Annotated in this window: 1 protein-coding gene; it reads left to right on the top strand. The window is 69.7% G+C overall.

Going from position 1 to position 445, the window contains the following annotated elements; genetic code table 11:
• On the top strand, nt 1–445 hold a 445-nt coding region (locus KDL01_RS42060; RefSeq protein ID WP_212534289.1), incomplete at both ends, for a transporter substrate-binding domain-containing protein.

Below are 445 nucleotides of genomic sequence, written 5' to 3'. Positions count from 1 at the left end.
CACCGGAAACCCTCCGGGCCCTCACGCCGGTCGCTGCTCGCGGGGGTCGCGGCGCTCGGCGCGCTGGGTGCCGCGGGCTGTTCCCGCGTCCCCACCGAGGCCGGCACGAACGGCGGTGACCTGCTGGACCGCCTCAGGGCGACGGGCGTCGTCCGCCTGGGCATCGCCGGGGAAATACCCTTCGGCTACATCAACAAGGACGGTGAACTCACCGGCGAGGCACCGGAGCTGGCCAGGGTCATCTTCAAGCGGCTGGGCGTGGACCGGGTCCAGCCCGTGCCGACCGAGTTCGGCTCGCTGATCCCGGGGCTGAACTCCCAGCAGTTCGACGTCGTGGCCGCGGGGATGTACATCAACCCCGACCGCTGCGAACAGGTCATCTTCTCCGACCCCGACTACCAGATGCTCGACTCGTTCATCGTGCGCAAGGGCAACCCCAAGGGAC

Source organism: Actinospica durhamensis (assembly GCF_018139695.1).
Classification (GTDB): Bacteria; Actinomycetota; Actinomycetes; order Streptomycetales; family Catenulisporaceae; genus Actinospica; species Actinospica durhamensis.
The sequence above is the reverse complement of the archived record's forward strand: the minus strand, read 5'-3'. Positions and strand labels throughout refer to the sequence as shown.